Source organism: Providencia sp. PROV200, assembly GCF_049901995.1.
Lineage (GTDB): Bacteria > Pseudomonadota > Gammaproteobacteria > Enterobacterales > Enterobacteriaceae > Providencia > Providencia rettgeri_E.
Map to the genome: position 1 here is coordinate 2,021,147 of NZ_CP096307.1, position 16,987 is coordinate 2,038,133.

Annotated in this window: 14 protein-coding genes; 9 read left to right on the plus strand and 5 right to left on the minus strand. The window is 39.0% G+C overall.

All coding sequences use genetic code 11. From position 1 onward, the window contains the following. Positions 1–7 precede the first annotated feature (7 nt). Positions 8–631: a TetR/AcrR family transcriptional regulator gene (locus M1E86_RS09280; protein ID WP_004254827.1), complete on the plus strand. Its 624-nt coding sequence runs from the start codon at positions 8–10 to the stop codon at positions 629–631. Positions 632–701: 70 nt separating this feature from the next. Here the strand turns inward: M1E86_RS09280 and uspE are convergent, their stop codons facing one another. Next, positions 702–1,649 (minus strand): universal stress protein UspE, encoded by a 948-nt coding sequence (gene uspE / locus M1E86_RS09285; RefSeq protein WP_125894780.1) that lies wholly within the window; start codon positions 1,647–1,649, stop codon positions 702–704. Positions 1,650–1,774: 125 nt separating this feature from the next. Further along, positions 1,775–2,530, minus strand: coding sequence for an FNR family transcription factor (locus tag M1E86_RS09290; protein ID WP_068443675.1), 756 nt, complete (start codon positions 2,528–2,530; stop codon positions 1,775–1,777). A 364-nt stretch (positions 2,531–2,894) separates the two neighbouring features. On the opposite strand from M1E86_RS09290, the gene M1E86_RS09295 reads away from it, so the two are divergent. From M1E86_RS09295 to M1E86_RS09315, 5 genes are all read left to right on the plus strand, one after another. Further along, entirely contained in the window at positions 2,895–3,905 is a 1,011-nt protein-coding gene (locus M1E86_RS09295) for an NAD(P)H-quinone oxidoreductase (protein ID WP_213912762.1), read from the plus strand. A gap of 402 nt (positions 3,906–4,307) precedes the next feature. Next, positions 4,308–6,248 (plus strand): pyridoxal phosphate-dependent decarboxylase family protein, encoded by a 1,941-nt coding sequence (locus M1E86_RS09300; RefSeq protein WP_213912843.1) that lies wholly within the window; start codon positions 4,308–4,310, stop codon positions 6,246–6,248. 20 nt (positions 6,249–6,268) lie between these two features. Continuing rightward, entirely contained in the window at positions 6,269–7,477 is a 1,209-nt protein-coding gene (gene tyrP / locus M1E86_RS09305) for a tyrosine transporter TyrP (RefSeq protein ID WP_125894384.1), read from the plus strand. 270 nt (positions 7,478–7,747) lie between these two features. After that, on the plus strand, positions 7,748–8,290 hold the full coding sequence (locus tag M1E86_RS09310; RefSeq protein ID WP_213912761.1) for a PadR family transcriptional regulator: 543 nt from the start codon (positions 7,748–7,750) through the stop codon (positions 8,288–8,290). Position 8,291: 1 nt separating this feature from the next. Further along, complete coding sequence (locus M1E86_RS09315; protein ID WP_125894388.1) at positions 8,292–8,495, plus strand: DEAD/DEAH box helicase; 204 nt, start codon at positions 8,292–8,294, stop codon at positions 8,493–8,495. Positions 8,496–8,720: 225 nt separating this feature from the next. Here the strand turns inward: M1E86_RS09315 and M1E86_RS09320 are convergent, their stop codons facing one another. After that, positions 8,721–10,466 carry an ABC-F family ATP-binding cassette domain-containing protein gene (locus tag M1E86_RS09320; protein WP_213912760.1) on the minus strand — a complete coding sequence of 582 codons (1,746 nt, stop codon included), beginning with the start codon at positions 10,464–10,466 and terminating at the stop codon, positions 8,721–8,723. Positions 10,467–10,901: 435 nt separating this feature from the next. On the opposite strand from M1E86_RS09320, the gene M1E86_RS09325 reads away from it, so the two are divergent. After that, positions 10,902–11,378 (plus strand): GNAT family N-acetyltransferase, encoded by a 477-nt coding sequence (locus tag M1E86_RS09325; protein WP_213912759.1) that lies wholly within the window; start codon positions 10,902–10,904, stop codon positions 11,376–11,378. 47 nt (positions 11,379–11,425) lie between these two features. Here M1E86_RS09325 and M1E86_RS09330 read toward each other — a convergent pair whose 3' ends face one another. Beyond that, positions 11,426–12,124: a mandelate racemase/muconate lactonizing enzyme family protein gene (locus tag M1E86_RS09330; RefSeq protein ID WP_426099367.1), complete on the minus strand. Its 699-nt coding sequence runs from the start codon at positions 12,122–12,124 to the stop codon at positions 11,426–11,428. Between the two features lie 54 nt (positions 12,125–12,178). Then, positions 12,179–12,523: a hypothetical protein gene (locus M1E86_RS09335; RefSeq protein ID WP_426099369.1), complete on the minus strand. Its 345-nt coding sequence runs from the start codon at positions 12,521–12,523 to the stop codon at positions 12,179–12,181. Between the two features lie 638 nt (positions 12,524–13,161). On the opposite strand from M1E86_RS09335, the gene M1E86_RS09340 reads away from it, so the two are divergent. Both M1E86_RS09340 and rbbA read left to right on the plus strand, forming a co-directional pair. Beyond that, positions 13,162–14,232 (plus strand): HlyD family secretion protein, encoded by a 1,071-nt coding sequence (locus tag M1E86_RS09340; RefSeq protein ID WP_213912757.1) that lies wholly within the window; start codon positions 13,162–13,164, stop codon positions 14,230–14,232. Continuing rightward, on the plus strand, positions 14,229–16,985 hold the full coding sequence (gene rbbA / locus M1E86_RS09345) for a ribosome-associated ATPase/putative transporter RbbA (RefSeq protein WP_125894398.1): 2,757 nt from the start codon (positions 14,229–14,231) through the stop codon (positions 16,983–16,985). Before M1E86_RS09340 ends, rbbA begins: the two co-directional genes overlap by 4 nt. Positions 16,986–16,987: the final 2 nt, after the last annotated feature.

Sequence of the window (16,987 nt, forward strand, 5' to 3'; positions counted from 1 at the left end):
TGAGAATATGAATCAAATAAAACGCGGGCGGCCTAAAGGCTTTGACCAACAAGATGCACTAGCTAAAGCCATGCTATTGTTTTGGCGAAATGGCTATGTTGCAACCTCAATCAGCGATTTAACTCAAGAGCTAGGTATCACAGCGCCTAGCCTTTATTGTGCTTTTGGTGATAAAGCATCGTTGTTTAATCAATGTATTGATTATTATTTGATGAATGAAGCTTGTCCTATTTTGTCTATTGTAAAGCAAGCCAAAACAGCGAAAATTGCAATTGAATTGCTGATGTATGAAAGCGCTAAAAGGCTAATTCAGCCAAACAAGCCTGCAGGTTGTATGCTGATTACAGCGACAATGAATGGGTCAAAGCAAATCGAAGATGTGCAATTAAACGTCCAAGAAAAACGGAAAAGTTATCAGGAAATTTTACTGGCACGTATGCGTAAAGGTATTGATGATGGTGATGTTGCTCCAGATGCGCCGATTGAAGCTATCGTTGATTTTTATATAACGGTAATTGATGGTTTTACCATACAAGCTTGTGATGGAATTGATCTTGAAAGACTTAATCAAGTCATTTTTAATGCTATGCAAGCTTGGCCGATACTTAGTCAAAGTTCAGTTCAGCAATAACTTAACCATGATAAAATTAGGTCCCAATAACATAAATATTATTGGGACCTAATAAGTTTTAGATGATTAGCTAATCATCATCAGCAGGGTTAATAGGACAAACAAAACCGTCAGGTTTAATCGCTAATAAATCACATTTTAGCTTATCGATGACATGCTCCGCGGTATTCCCTAAGAAAGCCGCTGAAATGCCTGTACGGCCCAAAATACCCAGTACCACAACCCCAGCGTGCAATTCTTCACACATATCTGGAATAATTTTTTCAGGTAGGCCTTCACGGACATGGGTATATTTTTCATCAATCCCAAATTTTTGCCGTAACTCTTTCATGGCAATTAAATGTTGGCCGCGTAGTGCATTGTTATATAAGCTCGGATCGAAATCAGGTAACTCTATGGCAATATTCATAGGAGCAACAGGATACGCACTCACTAAATGGATTTCCTGTTCTTTAATAATACGCGTTGCTAAGTCTTTTGTTTTTTCGACCAGTTTGATATTGAGGTCATCGTGATAAGATTCCTCATTTGATAAGTTAACGGCGACAACCACGGAACCGTGATCAGGCCATACTTTGTCTTTTACCATCCAAACGGGAGCAGGGCATTTTCGGAGTAAATGCCAGTCTAGTGGGGTAAAAATAATCGACTCAAAATTATCGGTTTGATGTGCCATTTTCAGTAACAGGTCATGTTCACCATTTATTACTTCCTGAATAATGGCCTCATATGGCTTGTTATGCCAAATAACTTTAATTTCAATATCGATGCCCGCTTCAAGATAGAAATGAGCTTGCTGTTTGATCCAAGCCATTTTTTGGCTTATTACACCTTTACGCATGGCATTACGTTCTTCAGGCGAAAGTAATGTTGTCATATCATAGGAAAGGTCGTAAATAGGTAAAAACGCTTTTATCCGTCCACCATTACGCTGCACGATGTAGACAGCACGTCTTAATGCAGGTTGATCATCCTGATTTGGGTCAATTGCAACTAGCAGATTTTTATAGTTTGCCATATTGAAATCCTCTTGATACACGGATGTTTCCATATAGATAAACTATGATATTGAGATTAAATAGGCAAGAAATCTGGGAAAAAAAATGGAAACGGATCACTGATAACGTGATCCGTTTAGGGATATTAACATGTAATGGCTGAAACTTTACCTGCAATATCAGTCAGTTTTGTCATATCTTCGATAGTGATGTATTTACCTTTAACACTCAGCATGCCACTTTTTTGGAAACGACCTAAAAGGCGGCTAATGGTTTCAACGGTTAATCCAAGATAGTTACCGATATCCCCACGAGTCATGGTCAATCTAAATTCTCTTGGTGAAAAACCACGTTCTGCAAAGCGGTGGGACAAGTTAAGAATAAATGCAGCTAAACGTTCTTCTGCGTTCTTTTTGGATAATAAAAGGATCATTTCTTGATCGCCTTTAATTTCACCGCTCATTAAACGCATAATTTGCTGACGTAAATTAGGCATTTTGCCTGATAAATCGTCTAGAGTCTCAAATGGTATTTCACAAACCATTGAGGTTTCAAGTGCTTGTGCAAAACTTGGGTGCTGTGTATGAATGATAGCATCAAAACCAACAAGGTCTCCAGCCAAGTGAAAACCGGTAATCTGCTCATCGCCTTCTTCGGTTATTGTATAGCTTTTTATTGTACCTGAGCGGATGGCATATAATGAACGCAATTCATCACCAGCTTTAAATAAAGCTTGGCCTTTTTGAATGGGTTTTTTGCGCTCGATGATATTATCAAGTTGATCCAGTTCATGTTCATTCAGCGTAAAAGGAATGCAAAGTTGGCTAATACTGCAGTCCTGGCAATGAATAGCACAACCACCAGACTGGATGCGACGAACAACTCTTTTTTCTGGGATCATATTTAAGGCTCAATCAAGTTAAAATTATTGATATGAGTCAATTTTAACATAAGATGATGCAACTGGTAAGTAGTAAAGTATGACAGAATCGACTTAATAAACAAAAAAGCCTATCAGAGAAACTGCAAGAGATTCGTGAATTTAGATGTTAATGCTAATTTAAAGAAAATTGTTAAATATAAAGTTTGATGTAGATTAAATTTCAACCTTTAAACGATAAAAAAATGACATGTAGTGCTATTATGATTAATACTTAAATTAATGCTAATAAAGCACGAAACATTAAACGAATTAGCATTAATTTAACACGAAAATAAATTTATGAATATCAATTTTTCAAATTAACCTCAAAAAGGAGAATATAATGACACTTACTCAACAGTCTTTACCCACTTCAATGACGGTTGTTGACATTATAGAGCCTGGCGGGCCAGAAAAACTGCGATTAATTGATAAACCATTACCTAGAGTGTCTGCAGGATATTTGCTTGTTAAAGTGGAAGCTGCTGGAGTTAATCGCCCTGATATTTTTCAGCGTAAGGGATCTTACCCTCCACCGGCAGATGCATCACCGATTATGGGACTTGAAATCGCAGGAACGATTGTTGCCAAAGCGGATGATGTAGATGAATGGCAGTTAGGCGATAAGGTTTGTGGGCTGGTGGCTGGAGGAGGTTATGCAGAATATTGTTTAGTACATAAAAACATCGCATTACCATTAGGAAGTCTTTCTTTTATCGAAGGGGCTGCGATACCTGAAAATTTTTTTACTGTATGGGCAAATGTTTTTCAAATAGGAAAACTTAAGAGAGATGAAACTGTACTTATCCATGGTGGGACATCGGGTATTGGCAGTGTGGCGATCATGTTAGCGAAAGCTTTTGGTGCAAAAGTATTAACGACGGTTGGTTCTGAAGAAAAAGTGGATGCAGCAAAACGACTTGGTGCAGATTGTGTTATTAACTATAAAAAAGATGATTTTGTTGAGGCGACGCTTAATTACACTTCTTCTTTAGGTGTTGATATGGTTGTTGATATTATTGGTGGAGACTATGTCGCTAAAAATTATCAAGTTGCCGCGAAATGTGGGCGAATTATCCAAATTGGGATGATGAAAGGTAACCCTAAAGAGTTAAATATGATGCCTTTAATGGTAAAAAGACTAACTCATACAGGTTCAACTATGCGCTCTCGGACTATTGAAGAAAAAGCATTGATCGCCCAAGAACTGAGAAAACAAGTCTGGGGTTTGTTACAAAATAGTAAAATTAAACCTATCATTAACAAAACCTATGATTTATCACAGGTGAAAGATGCTCATAAGCATATGGAGTCTGGGGATCTTATTGGTAAGATAGTTTTACTAAACAGTTAGTTGGCTCTACTTTTTATGGTTTTTACTATTTAAAAATAACTAAAACAGAATAGTAAAAACCGCATCCTCTATAACAATCTTTTTACATATTCAAGCTTTTTTAGCGTAAAAATCTCTTTACAGTTGACTAAATTTTGATTTTTTGTGCTTGCCCACAAATCAGAACGAAATTAGAAGGAGTTTGTTAATAATTTAATAGAGATCGATTATACCTATGAATAAGTTGGCCATTAACGGTTTGTTTATCAATAAATAATGTTTAAATGATATTTTTAAATGCATATCATTAATATATTGATATATCTTATAAACATAGTCCGTTATGCACTTTCCAATGATATTAAGTTAACTAACTTAAGTGCAATTAGCACGCGTTAATTGTAGTTTGAAGGTGTAGTAATGATGAATAATTTTAAAAACTCAAAAATAAATGTTGATGCATTATTTTTAGGTCCTAAATCTGAAAATGCTGTCTTTTTCAAAGAAATGATGGAGTATTCAGTTAGTGAACATATGCATTGGCGCTCTAGCTACCATCCTGAAGATCCTGAACTTATCTCTACCGTTGACCGTTATGCTCCCGAATACCGAGATACGCTTTATCGTACTGAAGGCATTCTTAATCAACTCTCTTCAAAATTAAAAACAACATCGGTTCCGTGGTTTTCTCCCCGTTATATGGGACATATGAATGCAGACACGTTGATGATTTCTAATTTGGCTTATGTCATGGCAATGATGTATAACCCCAATAATTGTGCACAAGAATCGTCACCAACGACAACGGTTTTGGAAATAGAAGCAGGGTTAGATTTATGTGCCATGTTTGGTTATGACGTACAACATGCTTGGGGGCATATTACATCTGGCGGAACGGTAGCTAACTACGAAGGGCTATGGGTAGCTAGAAATATTAAAACCCTTCCATTGGCGATTATGCAACATCCGCAATCCCAAGATCTATTAAAGGATAAAACTGAAAAAGAGTTACTCAACCTCTCTGTTTCTGAGGTTTTAGATTTAATTGATGAATTAAAGAAACGGCACATTTTCGAAGAAATTCGTGATTTGACCTGCCGTGGTGTTGGAATAGAGCAAGGAAAACTCGGTAAGTTATTGGTACCGCAGTCTAAACACTATTCATGGATGAAAGCGATGGATATTCTTGGTTTAGGCCAACAGAATATTGTGCAACTACCCGTTGATGCAAGTTATCGAACGGATGTGCATAAAATGCGGGAAACCGTATTTGCATTGATTGAGCAAGGGGAGCCAATTTTAGCCGTAGTTGCCGTTGTTGGAACCACAGAGACTGGTGCAATAGACAATGTAAAAGAAGTCATTGAGCTACGACGTGAATGTGAACAACGTTTTGGGGTTTCCTTCTATGTGCATATTGATGCCGCTTATGCGGGATACGCTTGCGCGATGTTTCGTGATGAAGAAAATCAATTTATGGAGTATGAGAACGTAATCCAACGTTATCATAGTGAAGGAATTTTTCCTGAAAACATGGTGTGGCCAAAGCGCGATGTTTATGAAAGCTTTAAAGCATTAAGCCAAGCTGACTCTATTACTGTTGACCCTCACAAAGTGGGGTTTATTCCGTATGCCGCTGGTGCAATCTGTATGAAGGATAAGCGGATTGTGGATTTAGTGTCTTATCATGCCGCATATGTATTTGAAGAAGTACAAGAAAAACAGCGTAAAACAGAAAAAGCGCAGAATGTATTACTTGGCTCTTCTATTATGGAAGGGTCAAAAGCAGGGGCAACTGCAGCAGCGGTATGGGCTGCACATCGTTTAGTCCCGTTAAATATTTTAGGGTATGGAAAAGTAATTGCGGCAGGGATCACCACAGCCAATTGGATGATTGACAAGATAAATCAATGTGAGCCCTTTATTATTGAAGAGCGCCAGTTTTCAATTATTGCGATGCCCACACCGGACTTTCACATGATTAATTTTATGTTTCGTGAAATCGGTAACACATCTTTAGAAAAACAAAATCAATTAAATAAACGGTTATATGAATTATGTTCTTATGCCGCAGGTCGAAGTTATTCTAATGATTTTCTCACCTCATCAACCTCACTAACACATGAAGAGTATGGCGATAACCCACTGAGCTTATGCCGAGATGCACAGTTTTCTGATAATGAATGGTATAAAGTACGGTCAATTTATGTGCTACGGGCAGCGATAATGACGCATTGCTTGCGCGATAGGGCTCATTTTGAAACCTATTGGATGGAATTAAAAAATATTTTTGAAGACAAACTGCAACATCTCATTAATGAAGAAAATAAGTTAAATCATTCCAATTATAAAATTAAAATTTAATTACTTGTTAGGATCTCAATATGAAAAATCGCACACTTGGTAGTGTATTTATTGTTGCAGGTACTACGATTGGCGCAGGTATGTTAGCTATGCCTATCGCTGCCGCTGGTAATGGTTTTTTAGTGAGTTTGGCGATGTTATTAGTATTGTGGGCATTGATGTGTTACACGGCATTGCTTTTGGTTGAAGTTTACCAACATGAATCTCACGAAACTGGGATCGGTAGTGTTGCTCAACGGTACTTAGGGCCCAGCGGTAAATTTATTACAGGTTTCAGCATGATGTTCCTTATGTATGCATTGACAGCGGCTTATGTGAGTGGCGCAGGGGAAATTATTACTTCAAATTTAAAAAGTAGTTTTGCCATTGATATGGCTGATTGGATGGGAATTGTTGTATTTACCATTATTGGTGGGGGAGTTGTATGTTTTGGGACTTCATCAGTAGATTTTATCAACCGTATTTTATTTGCTGCGAAAATTGTTTTCTTAGTCATTATATTGGCGTTAATGATACCTCATGTTGAGCAACAGAATTTATTAGCAGCACCAACTGAAAAAGTCCTCATTTTATCGGCGATCCCCGTATTTTTTACCTCATTTGGTTTTCATGGCAGCGTTCCCAGTATCGTTAAATATATGGGGGGAGATGTCAAAAAACTCCGTGTTATCTTTATCATCGGCAGTGCTATCCCGTTAATCGCTTATATTTTATGGCAAATTGCAACATTAGGGAGTATTGGCACAACAACATTTGTTGGTATTCTGGCTGAAAACGCAGGGCTTAATGGGTTGCTCGATGCAATTAAGGATGTAGCTCAATCAGGAAAAACAGAATTAATCGCACAGATGTTCATGAGTTTGGCTTTAGCAACTTCTTTCCTTGGGGTCGCTTTGGGGTTATTTGACTTTTTAGCTGATTTATTTAAACGCCAAGATAACGCCTCTGGGCGCATACAAACGGGGTTACTCACCTTTGGACCACCGCTAGTTTTTGCTTTATTTTATCCGAAAGGGTTTGTGATGGCGTTAGGGTATGCTGCGATTGCACTTTCAATACTGGCCTTATTGTTGCCTAGCGCAATGGCATTCAAATCAAGATCATTAAATCAACGGAAATATCAAGTATTGGGGGGTGGGTTAGGCCTATCATTGGTATTTATTTGTGGAATTATCGTTATTGGTGTTCAGTTAGGGATTGTCTTCAACATATTACCAAATATTGGTTAATAGAATACATGTATACCAGCCAGCCATCTCTTGATGGCTGGCTCAATTCCTAAAAGCCTTTCCTAAATTTACTGCATAATTTACTCAGCTAGACAATTTACCGCACATTTTTACTGTTGTATCGACAGTTAGTCGGTATAATCCATATAAGAATGATTATCATTAGCACGTTATGCACAAAACAGATATATCTAAAGCTAGCATTTTCTGTAAAAGTAACTATTATATTAGATATATCGGTTTTAGTACGAATAACCACTGAGAATTTTAATGGCAAGTGAACAACAACTAGACCCGTGTTTGTGTAACGGTAAAAGTGTTAGCCGTATGTTTAACCCTAAACAGTTGAGGATTTATATCCTGCATCTACTGACAGGGGGAATTAATTACGGCTATGAGCTAATAAAAAAAATTGCAGAAGAGACAGCAGGTTTTTATTGCCCAAGCCCAGGGGTGATATATCCAACTCTGACGTTGCTAGAGGAGTTAGGGTTTATTTCAGCAGGTAAAGATAATGGAAAAGGGCGAAAGTGTTATGTCATTACACCTGAAGGCCGCTGTTTTTTATTACTCAAGGCTGAAATATTGGCAGAAGTTCAACTAAAATTAAAATATGCACAGGAATTAAAAGCAGGTAATCAATTTGCAAATGAAATTGAATGTGCTGTAGACAAATTTAAGTCATTGTTAAGGCACCAAATCGTGATACAACAGTTGACGAAAGAAGAGACAATAAGAGTCGTTGAGATCATTAACCGAGCAGTGGAACGAATAGAGCAAGTCAATGCCGTGTTAGTGGCAGAGGAAAAATAAAATGGCTAAAACGAATGATATTATACAAGCAAAAGAGCGTTTATATATGAAAGAAACAAGTAAAATACCACAAACTGACGTCCCGGTTTCATCTGAAAATGAACAGCCTGTAAATACGAATAAAGATGTTAAGTTTAAAGAGGTTGTATGTCCGAGTGTCCCAACTTCATATTTTAAGCGAGCTAAGAAACAAAAAATAAAATAACAATTTGGATAGTTTACAAAATCTTTATTCACATAAAATGCATAAAGAATAAACTTTGTTTATTCTCATTATTGGTAAATAACGGGATTTAAATTTCTGTAATGTCGTCAATAAGGTAAATTTCAGGGTGTATATAATTATTTTGTAAACTGTAACTATCATCCTATATTAATATACAACTTCTTCAGAAAATCCCCTGGTCACTAATGTGACCAGGGGTATTGGTTACAATCCCAATTTAGCGTGTATTTTGGCTATTTCGTTGCTCCATTGTTGTTGTAACTGTGGTTTTTGGTGGCTTAATTTGCGTTTTTGATCCGCAAGTAATTTTTGCTCCAATATTAGCAATGTCTCTAATAACGCATCCTCATGAGCAGTTTCTCCTCGAGAAATTTCAATCGTCGATTTAATTGGGGCATCTCCCCCAAGCGTAGCCGCTAATAATGGTTGTGCTTGCTGCTCGATTTTATGATAGATATCATCAAGATTAAGGTATTCCTCTAACCGATTATCATCGATAAACCAGAATCGTTGACAGCTATTTTCAATGAGCCACCTATCATGGCTTACAATTAATAGCGCCCCTGAAAATAAGCTAATTTGCTCGCAAAGTGCTTCCTTACCTTCTAAATCAAGGTGGTTGGTCGGTTCATCCAACAAAATCAACTCGTACTGGGCCAAACTTAACCCAATAAACAACAATCTAGCGCGTTCGCCACCGCTGAGTGTAGCGACTTTTTGTTGATGACGAGAGTAGGAAAAACCAGCGCCAATCAATGCCATTTTTCGTTGTTCATCGGTTAAAGGTGCAAAATGCCGTAATGCATCTAATAGGCTATCATTATCATTTAGCTGCTCTAATTGTTGGTCATAATACCCAACACTAATTGCCGGATGAAACTTCAATTGTGTGCTATAGCGTAAATCTTGCTGATAATTTTGCCAAAGTAGACGCAGTAGTGTTGATTTACCGCAGCCATTGCCCCCCATGATAGCGATGCGATCACCACTTTTTACTTGATGAAATGCCGTTTTAAATAACGGATTTCCTTTCGGTGTTGAGACAACGGCGCCTTCCAATTCCAAAACTCTATCTGCTGGAATGGCTTTGCCATTTAATGCAAGCCTCCATTGATAGCCTTCGGTTAATTCAGTTTGGGTGTCTTTAAGGCGGTCAATCTGTTTTTCCATTTGCTTAGCTTTACGTGATAAGGCTTCATTATCATAGACATGTCCCCAAATCGCTAAACGCTTGGCGCTTGATGCAATACGGTCAATCTCTTTTTGCTCAGCTTGATTACGGCGTGCATCTGTGATGTCTTTTTCACTCAATGCTTGCCGTGCTGCACTGCAAGGTAATCGATAAAAATGCAGTGATTTATCTCGTAAGATCCAAGTGCAGTTACTGACCTTATCTAATAACGATTGGTCATGGGAAACTAGCACAAAACTACCTTTCCATGATTGTAAGAAATTGCCTAACCAAATAAGTGTGGGTAAATCTAAATGATTACTTGGTTCATCGAGTAACAGTAAATCGGGTTGTTCAATTAAAGCACGCCCAAGAAGCAAACGTGTATGTTGCCCGCCACTGATTGCATTCGCTTTTTGTTCCCATTGCTCAGACGTAAAACCTAATTCTGATAATATAACTTCCGCCCGCCAACGGTCAGTGACTTTATCTTGTTCAGGTAATTTTTGAACAAGTGCATCAAGCAGTGTCAAACTGGCAACATCATCGGGTAAGTGTTGTTCAATATAAGCAGTTACACAATGATTCGAATAAGTGATACTGCCACTATTGGGGGAGAGTTGTTGGGTTATTAGCTTCAACAATGTACTTTTGCCACTTCCGTTATGGCCAATTAAACCAATACGGTCACCTTGTTGAACAGTAAAAGAGATGTCATTCAATAAGGTAGAGGTTGAGGTATCGTAATTTAATGATTTTACAGTTAATAAAGTGCTCATAGCTTACTCAAATTTTAGGCATAAAAATGCCAGGGTATAGTCGTTACGACAACCCAGTAAGCTGAGGGAAGGTTTTCTTTAGTGACTTCGCTCAGGCAGGGTTATCGCAGTATAAAACTGTGAAAGCCTGAGCTCTGGCGATTACCAAAGAAGTGTGAATATTCAATAAGATCACACAACAACATAAATTAGCCTCCTTAATATTCATCTAGTTAATCGATGAGGTAATTATAGCAAATATGTTATTTAATCAACAATGTCTAGAAATGCGTTGTTTAATGATTATTGTAAAAGCAGTATTGTTGTAGATGTAAGTATATTCGCAGGTATAAATGATACTTATATCATGCGGGAAGAGATGAATAATATTGCTGTGAATTGGGTTCTTGTTATGTAACGTTTAAAATCATGATTCAAATAACAAGAGAGCCCCAAATGAATGTAGAAATAAAAACCGCAACCCGTGATGACGCTGCTTTGATATTAGATATGATCATTGAATTGGCAGATTATGAAAAAGCACGTCATGAAGTTAAAGCCTCGGTGGCCGATATTGAAAACTCCCTATTTGGCGCTAATTCAAGCACAGAAGCTTTAATCTGTTATGTGGATGGGACGCCCGCAGGATATGCCGTATTCTTTACTAGCTATTCAACATGGTTAGGCAATAACGGTATTTATTTAGAGGATTTATATGTCTCCCCTGATTTTCGTGGTGCGGGAGCAGGAAAAAAATTATTAAAGCATATTGCAGTGCTAGCCGTAGAACGAAAGTGCCAACGGTTGGAATGGAGTGTGTTAGATTGGAATCAGCCTGCGATTGATTTTTATAAAAGTATTGGTGCAGAGCCTCAAGATGAATGGGTTCGCTACCGAATGGATGCGAAAACAATTGCGCAATTCGCTAATTAGCTTGCTCACCCCCCGATGTTCTCGGGGGAAGTTAACTAGTTTTAAAATTATTTATCACAACGGTAATAGGTTAGTTTATCTTCATCTACCATAATACCCGTCCCCGGTGCCGTTGAAGCCTCCGCGAAACCCTCTTTAATGACTAAAGGAACTGCGCTCAAATCATCTGCAATTTCAAGGAAATTTGTTAGTTCTGCTGCATGTTGGCAAGTATTTTTTCTTGCGCAGGCAAATTGGATATTAGCTAGCGTACCTAACTGAGTATCTCCTTGATTACCCACGTATACCGGCACTTGTAAACCTTCACATAATGCTGCAATTTTAGCGGATTCAGTAAAGCCTGTACGCGCTGTTTTGATACAAATAAATGAAACCATTCCGTCATTGATTTCTTGAGCAACATCATTAAGAGATGTGCAACTCTCATCACCGCAAATAGGTTGAGCCAGCACATTCGCCAATTTTTTGCGACCTATACGATCACTGGCTGGGGAGGGTTCTTCGAAAAATAAAAAATTTTCATCACGCAAAGATTGAGCTGCATAAATAGCATCATGAGCAGGCCAGCCATGATTAGAGTCAAGATATAAACAGGCTTCTGGCATAGCTTTGCGTAATGCTTTGCATGCAGTGATGTCCGCATGAACATTACGACCCGTTTTTACCTTAAATGTTGTCACTCCATATTTGTCTTTCATCATCAACGCGTGTTCAACCATTTTTTGTGGTTGGTCGTAACCTATCATATGGCTAACTGCGATTTTATTATCCCATCCACCCAAAAGTTGATAACAGGGGCGTTAGTATAACTGACCTAATGCATCCCAAATGGCCATATCTATTGCCGCCCGGGCGGTTTGATTTCCAGTAACCCACCGCATTGCATGATAGACACGTTCAATATTTCTAAGATCAATATTTGCCAGTGAAGGCCAAAACCAAGATTGGATAGCATAAATGATAGACGCTTGGGATTCGCCATAAATATAAGGTCGTGATGGGGCTTCTGCGCAGCCTATTATCCCTTCATCAGTATGAATACGGACTAATACATTTTCCACTTCAGTAATGCTACCTGTGGCAAACTCAAGTGGTGTTAAATAAGGAATTTTATAAGGAATAGTCTCTATTCGTATGATTTTCATTATATTTCACTCATGTTATAAAGAAAAAAAACAGCCATATTGGATTTACTATGAGTAAATTTAGCGCTAATTACCGGATTAAAAATGAGAGCTAAGTCAAATTATAGTCTTAAAACGATTGGTTAAAGATATGAGGAAGACGAAAAGCACAATGAGTGCAAAAAAGTGGCTAAAATGATGGGTCTTGAGCTATCTAATTTAGTTGATAAAATTTAACATGTATTTTCTTTACGGAATAAATGCAAAAGTATTTTGAAGTCATTAATTTATTATTTATGGTATTTACGCATAAAGTATTTGTTAAATTTAGATAATTTATTGTATCGAAAAGTTAAGCTATTTAGCATGATATAAAACATTTTTGGGCATTAAATGCGGTATCTGTACCATATTCGTTTATGCAATGATTTTTGTGATGAAAGACAGTATATGTTTGTTAGTTAACTGATAAAATTTTATAAAATATAAAAAAATATAATAATAAACCAGATCTGCTTTTTATCGGATCTAAGAATAGCATCACCTATTGAGATATACGTATTTCAGCTGTAAACAGTTATTCCATTTTATTAATTCACCTGGGTAATAATCATAAATAATTGTTGAATGTTGTTTTTCATATAAAGAAAAGGGATGGTATGAAAATAAATAAGCAAAAAATATCTTTTTACATCATTTTAATATTAATTATTGTTGCGGGTGGTCTTTATTACTGGAATGTTAATTCAGGCGGGCTACCTGCTGGGTTCGCGCAAAGTAATGGTCGCATTGAAGCAACGGAAATTGATATTGCTACTAAGACTGCCGGGCGCATTGAGACAATTAATGTTAAAGAAGGGGATTTTGTTAAAGAAGGGCAAGAACTTGCTCGTATGGATACGCGAGCACTCCAAGAACAACTCCATGAAGTACAGGCTCAGTTACGCCAAGCGGTTAGCGCGGTGACGACAGCCGAATCAGCATTAGCGCAACGTAAAAGCGAAAAAGTTGCAGCCCAAGCGGTTGTTCGTCAACGTGAAGCGGAATTAGATGCTGCACAGAAACGACTAAATCGCTCTAGAGCTTTAGTGAGAACAAATGCAGTTTCCCAACAACAAGTGGATGATGATACCGCACAGATGCAAGGTTCTCGCGCAGCACTGGAAGCGTCGAAAGCCCAAGTGGCTGCTGCGACATCAGCGATTGATTCTGCGAGCGCGGGTATTGTTCAAGCTAAAAACCGTGTTGACGCAGCGACAGCAACGGAACGTCGTATTATCGCGGACTTAGATGACAGTATTCTCAAAGCACCGAGAAACGGACGTATTCAATATCGTGTAGCAGAACCCGGTGAAGTCCTTGGTGCTGGTGGACGAGTTTTGAATATGGTCGATTTGAGTGATGTGTATATGACCTTTTTCTTACCAACAGAAGACGCAGGTAAAGTTGCTTTAGGGAGTGATGTCCACATTATACTCGATGCCGCACCAAATATCGTGATCCCAGCGAAAGCCACCTTTGTAGCAAGTGTCGCACAATTCACGCCGAAAACCGTAGAAACACAAAATGAACGCTTAAAATTAATGTTCAGAGTACGTGCGCGTATTTCTCCTGAATTATTAGAGCAACACCTCGAATATGTGAAAACTGGGCTACCTGGAAAAGCGTATGTGCGTTTAGATCCGAATGAATCTTGGCCTGCTGAACTTGAGGTGAGATTACCACAATGACCAATAAACTGATGGATGATGTGATTATCGATATACAGCATGTCAGCCAGCATTATGGTGATAATTGTGCGTTGGATGACATTGTGCTTTCCATCCCAGCCAGGAAAATGGTTGGGTTGATTGGTCCCGATGGCGTAGGGAAATCAAGCCTGATCTCCCTGATTGCAGGAGCAAGAGTGATTCAACAAGGCCAAATAACGGTACTTGATGGTGACATGAATGATATTGAACACCGTAGAGCAGTTTGCCCTCGTATCGCTTACATGCCTCAAGGGTTAGGAAAAAACCTTTACCATACGTTGTCAGTTTATGAAAACGTTGATTTTTTTGGCCGGTTATTTGGCCAATCAAAAGCTGAGCGTGAATATCGCATTCAAGACTTACTTGAAAGTACTGGCTTAGCACCCTTTAAAGATCGTCCTGCTGGCAAGTTATCAGGGGGAATGAAACAAAAGCTGGGGTTATGTTGCGCCTTGATTCATGACCCTGACTTATTGATTTTGGATGAACCTACCACTGGAGTTGACCCCTTATCTCGCGCACAATTTTGGGATTTGATTGATCGCATTCGTTTACGACAAACCAATATGAGTGTTTTGGTCGCAACCGCATATATGGAAGAAGCGGAGCGCTTTGATTGGCTAGTGGCAATGGATGATGGCAAAGTGCTCGCTACAGGCCATGCCTCTGAATTAAAAGCCCAAACGCAATGTGATGACCTTGAAGCTGCATTTATTGAATTACTGCCAGAAGAAAAACGCAGTGGGCACAAAAAGGTGGTGATCCCTGCACGTGATACCTCGAAAGACAATATTATTGCCATTGAAGCCCAAGACCTGACCATGCGTTTCGGTGACTTTGTGGCGGTTGACCATGTGAATTTTAAGATCCCAAAAGGGGAGATTTTTGGTTTCTTAGGCTCGAATGGTTGTGGCAAGTCAACCACGATGAAAATGTTGACGGGTTTGTTACAAGCCAGTGAAGGGCAGGCATGGCTATTTGGCCAAGAAATAGACCCGAAGGATATCGAAACACGCAAGCGTGTCGGCTATATGTCACAAGCATTCTCGTTATATAGTGAACTGAGTGTTGAGCAGAACCTCGTGCTTCATGCCAAGCTTTTTCATATATCTGAGGATAAAATCCCTCAGCGAGTTGACGAAATGTGCCAACGTTTTGAGCTTGAAGAAGTCAGGGATACCATGCCAGATGACCTGCCTCTGGGTATTCGCCAGCGCTTATCGTTGGCCGTAGCGGTGATCCACGAACCAGAGATGCTAATACTGGATGAGCCAACTTCAGGCGTAGACCCCGTTGCCAGAGATATGTTCTGGAATTTAATGGTTGATTTATCAAGACGTGACGGCGTCACAATTTTTATCTCCACCCACTTTATGAATGAAGCGGAGCGCTGTGATCGCATTTCACTCATGCATGCAGGTAAAGTCTTAGATTGTGATACTCCCGCTAACCTGACCAAGAAAAGAGGGCTTGGCACGCTTGAAGAAACCTTTATAGCCTATTTACAGGATGCCGTGGGGGATGCAGGACAAGGACAAGAGACCGCGCCAGAGTTCCATGTTGACCCTGAACTAAAAGAACAAGCGACCGAAGCGTTAAAAAAACGTTTTAGTTTACGTCGGTTATTTAGTTATTCCATTCGAGAAGGCATGGAGTTACGTCGTGATCCAGTACGTTCAACATTGGCGTTATTGGGAACGGTCATTCTTATGTTTATCATGGGTTACGGTATTAGCATGGATGTGGAAAACTTACGTTTTTCAGTGCTAGATCGTGACCAAACTGGGCTAAGTCAGGGATATACGTTGAACTTAGCAGGTTCACGTTATTTTATCGAACAACCACCAATCAAGGATTATGATGATTTAGAAGCGGGTATGCGTAGCGGTAATATTACTGTTGCGATAGAAATTCCACCTAATTTTGCAAGGGATGTGGCCCGAGGGAGTAACGTTAAAATTGGTGTATGGATTGATGGTGCCATGCCAAACCGTGCTGAAACTGTGCGTGGCTATGTACAAGCGATGCACTTAGCATGGCTGAGCACGATGGCTGCGCGCCAACCGATCGGCGTTGCTGGGATGCCGGCTATCGACATTGAAACTCGATATCGCTATAACCCAGATGTTCGTAGCTTGCCGGCAATTGTTCCCGCGGTTATTCCATTATTATTAATGATGATCCCTGCCATGCTGAGCGCGTTGAGTGTTGTTCGGGAAAAAGAGCTCGGTTCGATTATCAACCTTTATGTTACTCCGATCACCAAATTAGAGTTTTTGCTTGGAAAACAGCTCCCTTATATTTTATTGGGTATGTTTAACTTTGTGTTACTTTGCATATTATCGGTATATATATTTGGTGTTGAATTTAAAGGCAGTTTTCTGACGTTAACGTTGGCTGCCTTTTTGTATATCAGTATTGCAACAGGCATGGGGTTATTAATTTCATGTTTTATGAAAAGCCAAATTGCGGCAATTTTTGGGACTTCTATCATTACGTTGATACCCGCAACTCAATTTTCAGGAATGATTGACCCTGTCTCATCATTGGAAGGTATTGGCCGCTGGGTTGGGATGGTTTATCCAACATCACATTTTTTGACTATCACGCGAGGAACTTTCTCTAAGGGATTAAATTTATTCGATTTACAATCATCATTTATCCCATTACTGATCACCATACCTTTGGTTATTGGGCTAAGTGTTCTATTCCTGAAAAAGCAGGAGGCATAGGG

Coding starts and splice junctions, on each gene's coding strand:
- M1E86_RS09280 (WP_004254827.1), top strand. CDS start 8: ATGAATCAAATAAAACGCGGGCGGCCTAAAGGCTTTGACCAACAAGAT.
- uspE (WP_125894780.1), bottom strand. CDS start 1,649: ATGGCAAACTATAAAAATCTGCTAGTTGCAATTGACCCAAATCAGGAT.
- M1E86_RS09290 (WP_068443675.1), bottom strand. CDS start 2,530: ATGATCCCAGAAAAAAGAGTTGTTCGTCGCATCCAGTCTGGTGGTTGT.
- M1E86_RS09325 (WP_213912759.1), top strand. CDS start 10,902: ATGAATGTAGAAATAAAAACCGCAACCCGTGATGACGCTGCTTTGATA.
- M1E86_RS09295 (WP_213912762.1), top strand. CDS start 2,895: ATGACACTTACTCAACAGTCTTTACCCACTTCAATGACGGTTGTTGAC.
- tyrP (WP_125894384.1), top strand. CDS start 6,269: ATGAAAAATCGCACACTTGGTAGTGTATTTATTGTTGCAGGTACTACG.
- M1E86_RS09315 (WP_125894388.1), top strand. CDS start 8,292: ATGGCTAAAACGAATGATATTATACAAGCAAAAGAGCGTTTATATATG.
- M1E86_RS09310 (WP_213912761.1), top strand. CDS start 7,748: ATGGCAAGTGAACAACAACTAGACCCGTGTTTGTGTAACGGTAAAAGT.
- M1E86_RS09330 (WP_426099367.1), bottom strand. CDS start 12,124: ATGATAGGTTACGACCAACCACAAAAAATGGTTGAACACGCGTTGATG.
- M1E86_RS09340 (WP_213912757.1), top strand. CDS start 13,162: ATGAAAATAAATAAGCAAAAAATATCTTTTTACATCATTTTAATATTA.
- M1E86_RS09300 (WP_213912843.1), top strand. CDS start 4,308: ATGAATAATTTTAAAAACTCAAAAATAAATGTTGATGCATTATTTTTA.
- M1E86_RS09320 (WP_213912760.1), bottom strand. CDS start 10,466: ATGAGCACTTTATTAACTGTAAAATCATTAAATTACGATACCTCAACC.
- rbbA (WP_125894398.1), top strand. CDS start 14,229: ATGACCAATAAACTGATGGATGATGTGATTATCGATATACAGCATGTC.
- M1E86_RS09335 (WP_426099369.1), bottom strand. CDS start 12,523: ATGAAAATCATACGAATAGAGACTATTCCTTATAAAATTCCTTATTTA.